Annotated in this window: 5 protein-coding genes; 3 read left to right on the forward strand and 2 right to left on the reverse strand. The window is 37.8% G+C overall.

Annotated elements, in window-relative coordinates; translation table 11 throughout:
• The first annotated feature begins 8 nt into the window (after positions 1 to 8).
• Together nusA and infB are read left to right on the forward strand one after the other, a co-directional pair.
• Positions 9 to 1,244, forward strand: a complete 1,236-nt coding sequence (gene nusA, locus OEA66_RS14910; protein ID WP_267282142.1) for a transcription termination factor NusA — start codon at positions 9 to 11, stop codon at positions 1,242 to 1,244.
• A 79-nt stretch (positions 1,245 to 1,323) separates the two neighbouring features.
• A complete protein-coding gene (gene infB / locus OEA66_RS14915; protein ID WP_267282143.1) occupies positions 1,324 to 4,335 on the forward strand; it encodes a translation initiation factor IF-2 in 3,012 nt (1,003 codons plus the stop codon).
• Between the two features lie 71 nt (positions 4,336 to 4,406).
• Here the strand turns inward: infB and OEA66_RS14920 are convergent, their stop codons facing one another.
• A complete protein-coding gene (locus OEA66_RS14920) occupies positions 4,407 to 5,147 on the reverse strand; it encodes a DUF6261 family protein (RefSeq protein WP_267282144.1) in 741 nt (246 codons plus the stop codon).
• Positions 5,148 to 5,307: 160 nt separating this feature from the next.
• On the reverse strand, positions 5,308 to 5,661 hold the full coding sequence (locus tag OEA66_RS14925; RefSeq protein ID WP_267282145.1) for a helix-turn-helix domain-containing protein: 354 nt from the start codon (positions 5,659 to 5,661) through the stop codon (positions 5,308 to 5,310).
• 154 nt (positions 5,662 to 5,815) lie between these two features.
• Here OEA66_RS14925 and OEA66_RS14930 point away from each other — a divergent pair.
• Positions 5,816 to 6,034: hypothetical protein (locus OEA66_RS14930; RefSeq protein WP_267282146.1), on the forward strand; the 219-nt coding region annotated here is incomplete at its 3' end.

A 6,034-nucleotide genomic window follows, 5' to 3' on the forward strand; every position in this document is an offset into this window, starting at 1 on the left:
AAAGATACATGGATAATATAGCGTTGATTGAATCATTTGGTGATTTTAAAGACGAAAAAGGGATCAGTAAAATTGATCTGATGGCGATCATTGAAGATTCTCTTAAAACTTTGTTGAGAAAAAGATTTGATTCTGATGATCACTTTGATGTAATTGTAAATCCTGATAAAGGAGATTTTCAGATATTTTTAAATAAAACCATCGTTGAAGACGAAATGTCTGAAGATGATGATTTAGAGATTGAAATTACGGAAGCAAAAAAAATCGATCCGACTTTTGAAGTGGGTGAAGATTTTACAATGGAAATTCCGGTTGCTCAGTTAGGAAGAAGAAATATTTTGACGCTGAAACAGATTTTAGCAACAAAATTGCAGGAGCATAACAACGCAATGTTGTATGAGCAATTCAGAGACAGAATCGGAGAGATCGTAATTGGTGAAATTCACCACATCCGTCACAAACATGTAATCTTGTTAGACGATGAAGGAAACGAATTTATCTTGCCTAAAGAAAATCAAATTCCTTCAGATTTCTTCAAAAAAGGAGAAAACATCAGAGCAATTGTTGAAACAGTGGATTTTAAAGGTTCAAAACCACAAATTATCATTTCAAGAACAGCTCCGAAATTCTTAGAGAAACTATTGGAATTAGAGATTCCGGAAATTCAGGACGGAACTATTATGCTTAAAAAAGCAGTGAGAATTCCTGGTGAAAAAGCGAAAATAGCTGTTGATGCTTACGACGATAGAATCGATCCTGTAGGAGCTTGTGTTGGGGTGAAAGGTTCTAGAATTCACGGTGTCGTAAGAGAATTAAGAAACGAAAACATAGATGTAATCCAGTGGTCTAAAAACCCTGAGATTATGGTGAAGAGAGCTTTAGGAAATGTTACCATCAATAAAATTGAAATCAACGAAGATACAAACTATGCATTAGTTTACACTCCGGTTGAAGAGATTTCTAAAGTTATCGGTAAGCAAGGGCAAAACATCAGACTGGCTTCTTGGTTGTCTGGATACGAAATAGACGTTTTCAGAGAAGCTAGCGAAGATGATGATGTAGATTTGAGAGAATTTAATGATGATATTGAACAGTGGATTTTAGATGAGTTTAAGAAAGTAGGTCTTACAACTGCAAAATCTGTGTTGGATAAGGATACGGCAAGTCTTTTAAACATGGTAGATTTGGAAGAAGAAACCATTGATGACGTGAAACGTATTTTGAAAGAGGAATTTGAAGATTAATATTTAGAAATAAATTTTAATAACAGTAAAAAAGAATACTTTAATTTTAAGAATTAAAAAAAAACAGTAAATAATATAGATGCCAAAAATAAGATTAAATAAAGCGGTTAAGGAATTTAACATATCAATGTCTAGGCTGGTAGAGTTTTTACAGTCTAAAGATATTGTGGTTGAAAACAATCCTAACGCTCAATTAGAAGAAGCGGCATATTCTGCATTGGAAGCTGAGTTTGCCAAAGATGGCGAGCAACGTAAAGCTTCCCATGAGGTGGTTATTTCTAAAGTTCCGGAAGAAAAACTGGAAATGGAAGAGAAAAAAGCACCTGAAGTAATAAGAGCTAAAGCTAATACAAAACCAGAAACCAGAATTTTAGGCAAAATTGATCTTGAGCCTAAAAAAGCTGAACCTGTTGCAGAAGAACCAATTCCTGCTCCAGCTGCGCCTGTAGAAGAAAAGAAAGAAGAGAAAGTAGAAGTGAAGGAGGTGAAAGAAGAGGTAAAAGCTACTAAAGAAGAAGCAGCACCGGTTTCTGAAGTTAAAGCTACTCCTGAAAAGCAGGAATTTAAAGTTTTAGATAAAATAGATTTGTCTCAGATTGAAGGGAATAGAAACAGACCTGCAAGAAAAGACAAGCCTAAAACAGAAGAGGTAAAAGCAGAAGTTGCTAAACCTGCTGAGCCAGTAAAAGAAACACCAAAGCCGGTTGAAAAGCCTGTAGAAAAAGTGGAAGAGAAAAAACCTGAATCTACACCTGAAGAACCTCAGGAGCCTCAGAAAATAGAAACTGTTTACCAGAAACTTGACGGGCCTAAGATCGTTGGTGAAAAAATTGACTTAACGCAGTTTGCGCCAAAGCCAAATGCAGCCAAGAAGAAAAGAAAAAGAATTGAAAAGCCAGGTGGTCCTAACCAGAATAATGGGAACAACCAACAAGGCGGAAATAATCAAGGCGGACAAAACCGTCCTCAAGGTCAAAACGGTCCAGGTGGAAACCGTCCTCCGGGACAAGGTGGTCCTCAAGGGAACAGACCTCCGGGACAAGGTGGTCAAAACCGTCCAGGTGGTCCTCAAGGAAACCGTCCTCCAGGACAGGGTGGTCAAAACCGCCCAGGTGGTCCGGGGCAAGGTGGGAACCGTTTTGGGAATAACAACAGACCGGGTCAAAGAACCATGCCTGTTGAATTAACAGACGAGCAAGTTAAAAACCAGATCAAGGAAACTCTTGAGAAATTAACCAATAAAGGAGGTAAGTCTAAATCTTCTAAACACAGAAAAGATAAAAGAAGTTACCGTAGAGAACAGGATAATCTTCAGCAAGAAGCCGATGCTAGAGATACTTCATTAAAAGTTACAGAATTTATCACTGTCGGAGAGCTGGCAAGTTTGATGGATGTAAGTGCAACTGAAGTAATTTCTGCTTGTTTCTCTCTAGGTGTAATGGTTACCATGAACCAAAGATTAGAAGCTGATACCTTATTATTGGTGGCTGACGAATTTGGTTATAAAATTGAATTCTCGGATGCTGATCTTGAAGATACAGATTCAGAAGACGAAATCGATACAGAAGAAAGCTTATTGCCAAGAGCACCGATCGTTACCGTAATGGGACACGTTGACCACGGTAAAACTTCATTATTGGATTACATCAGAAAAACCAACGTTATTGCAGGTGAATCTGGTGGAATTACTCAGCACATCGGAGCTTACAACGTGAAACTGGAAAATGGTCAGAGAATTACATTCTTAGATACACCGGGTCACGAAGCCTTTACAGCGATGAGAGCGAGAGGAGCACAGGTTACCGATATTGCTATTATCGTAATTGCTGCCGATGATGATGTAATGCCTCAAACGAAAGAAGCTATTTCTCACGCACAGGCTGCAGGTGTACCGATGATTATTGCAATCAACAAGGTAGATAAGCCGAATGCAAATCCTGATAACATCCGTCAACAACTTTCCGGAATGAATATTTTGGTAGAAGAATGGGGAGGAAATGTACAGGCACAGGAAATTTCAGCTAAAATGGGTAATAATATGGATCTTTTATTAGAAAAAGTATTGTTACAGGCAGAAATGCTAGAATTAAAAGCTAATCCTGAACGTGCTGCAAACGGAGTTGTAATTGAAGCATCTTTAGATAAAGGAAGAGGTTATGTAGCAACAATGTTGGTACAAACCGGTACTTTAAAAGTAGGAGATTATGTAGTAGCTGGTAAAAATCACGGTAAAGTAAAAGCTTTGCTTGATGAGAGAGGTAAAAACCTTGAAGAAGCTGGTCCATCAATTCCTGCAACGATCTTAGGTTTAGACGGAGCACCTACTGCAGGTGATAAATTCCGAGTTTATGCTGACGAAAGTGAAGGTAAAGCGATTGCAAACAAGAGAGAGCAGTTACAAAGAGAGCTATCAATCAGAACTAAGAAACATACGACGCTTGAAGAATTGGGTAGACGTATTGCTTTAGGTGAATTCAAGGAATTGAATATTATTCTTAAAGGTGACGTGGATGGTTCTGTGGAAGCACTTTCTGATCAGTTACAAAGATTGTCAACAGAAGAGATCAGTGTAAAAATTCTTCACTCAGGTGTTGGACAGATCACTGAATCTGATATCAACTTAGCGGCAGCATCTGATGCTATTATCATCGGATTCAACGTAAGAGCCGGAGCAAATGCTAAAGAACTTGCAGACCGTGAAGAAATCGAAATCAGAACATATTCTATTATCTACAAAGCGATTGACGAAGTAAAAGAAGCGATGGAGGGAATGCTTTCTCCGGAAATTCAGGAGCAGGTAATCGGTAACGTAGAAATCAGAGAAGTATTCAAAATTTCTAAAGTGGGAACTATTGCAGGTTGTATGGTTCTTACCGGAAAAGTAACAAGACAGTCGAAAGTAAGATTACTAAGAGACGGTATTGTGAAATTCGACGGTGAACTTGAAAGTTTGAAACGTTTCAAAGACGACGTAAGAGAGGTTACAAAAGGCTACGAATGTGGTCTGAACCTTAAAGGTTACAACGACATCGAGCAGTATGACATCCTTGAAGTATACGAAGAAGTTGCTGTGAAGAAAAAATTGAAATAATATTCAATTATATATATTAAAACTGCCCGCATCATCCGATGCGGGCAGTTTTTGTTTATGTTTAATTTGTTTTATACCGGAAGATTTTCAGGAGTTTCTGGTAACGTATTGTCTGTTCTGTTGATCAATAATTTATTGTACTGATCTGTAAGTGCATTCAACTGATTGATCAACGTAGCATAAGGCGAAGGTGGTGTTTCTACCAAAAGATGAAGTGCATCTATTCTGTCTCTCAAGGCATAATAAGTTGCATTTGTTTCTTCTCTTTTCAGTTTAATGGTTTCCGGGCTTGCATCGCCATATTCCTGAGTTCTTGAAAGGTATTTTGTATTAAACTCTTCATTGGCAGTTTTCAACTCATAAACCCATTCTGTGAGGTTAAATGTTGAAATAGCTGCAATGAGTTCAGGTTTGTTTTCCCAGTCGCGGATGAGATTGTTGATGGTAGCAGTTTCTGCCTGATAATTGAGGCGGGCGATACTGCTTCCGTACAGATTCATATTATCCAAAAGAAGCTGTGCATTTTGTCGCTTTGCGGGTTCGAAATGATAGGTCTGAGAAAGCAGAAAATAATTAATGCCGGTAACGGCTGCATCTCTTCTTTCATCAATGAGAAGAAGCTCCTGAGTTTTTTCGCTTGCTAAAGCTTTCTTGTAAAGTGCTTCCAGCTCTGATATTTTGCTTGTAAAGGCGGTAAGCTTCACATCAATCCCTAGCTGTGTAGGGTTATTCAGGTTAATAATTCCTAAATAGTCTTTTACGTACTGCAGATATTCTGCATTTCGAAGTAATTTTAGTTCAATTGCGTTCATATTTTTTTTAAAATTTGTTTTTTAGTTAACAGAAATATCTGCTGCATATTGCAGTACGAATTCCCTGCTTCCGGAAAGTCTCCTGCAGGATGCTTGGAACTTTCCCGGTTACCGGAAAACGTGCTGCAGAGTGCAGGAAGCTTTCCGGAAAGGAGAAAAGTTATTTACTTTCCTGAGACTGGTTTTTCCAGTATTCTACCTGCTCTTTCAGTTCTTTTATGCGCTCTTCATATTGCTCGATTAGCTTTTCAGGAAGTTGATTTTGATATATAAACCCATTGTTTCCACCGTGAGTATTATCATAGTTAAATGACAATCCATCTCCACTTAAAAAATCAAGAACGCTAACGTCTAACACTTTTGCCATTTCTTCTACCTGAGAAAAGCCGGGCTTGCTTTTATCGTTCTCAAAATTAGAATAGGTCTTTTGCGAAACATTCAGCATCTCGGCAAGATATTCCTGCGTAAAGTTTTTGTTGATTCTCGCTTTTTTCAGCTTCTCTCCCAGTGTCATAATCGAAGTATTTTTTTCAAAAGTACATAAATTTTCTTTTAGAAAAATAATACGGAAACCAGTAATTTTCTTCTCATTATTTTTAGAATATTTGTCACATATTTGTGGAGTTAAGAAAAATTGATATATTTAACCCTTTAAAAAACAAATGACAATGAAGAAAAATCTATTTCTCAGGCTCTGTCTGATTCTTGTGGTCGCACTTACCATTTCTTCCTGCAGGACAGACCATCTCAACGAAAACGAAAATTACAACAACAGCTCAAAATTTCAGCTTACCTCGAAAAGGATCTCTTTGAATGAATCTAAGCACAAAGGTCTAATACTCCCTGAGCTTGAAAAAGCAGATGCCGCTTTTAAGAATTCTAAAACC

This window comes from Chryseobacterium luquanense, assembly GCF_026460945.1.
GTDB classification, from domain to species: domain Bacteria; phylum Bacteroidota; class Bacteroidia; order Flavobacteriales; family Weeksellaceae; genus Chryseobacterium; species Chryseobacterium luquanense.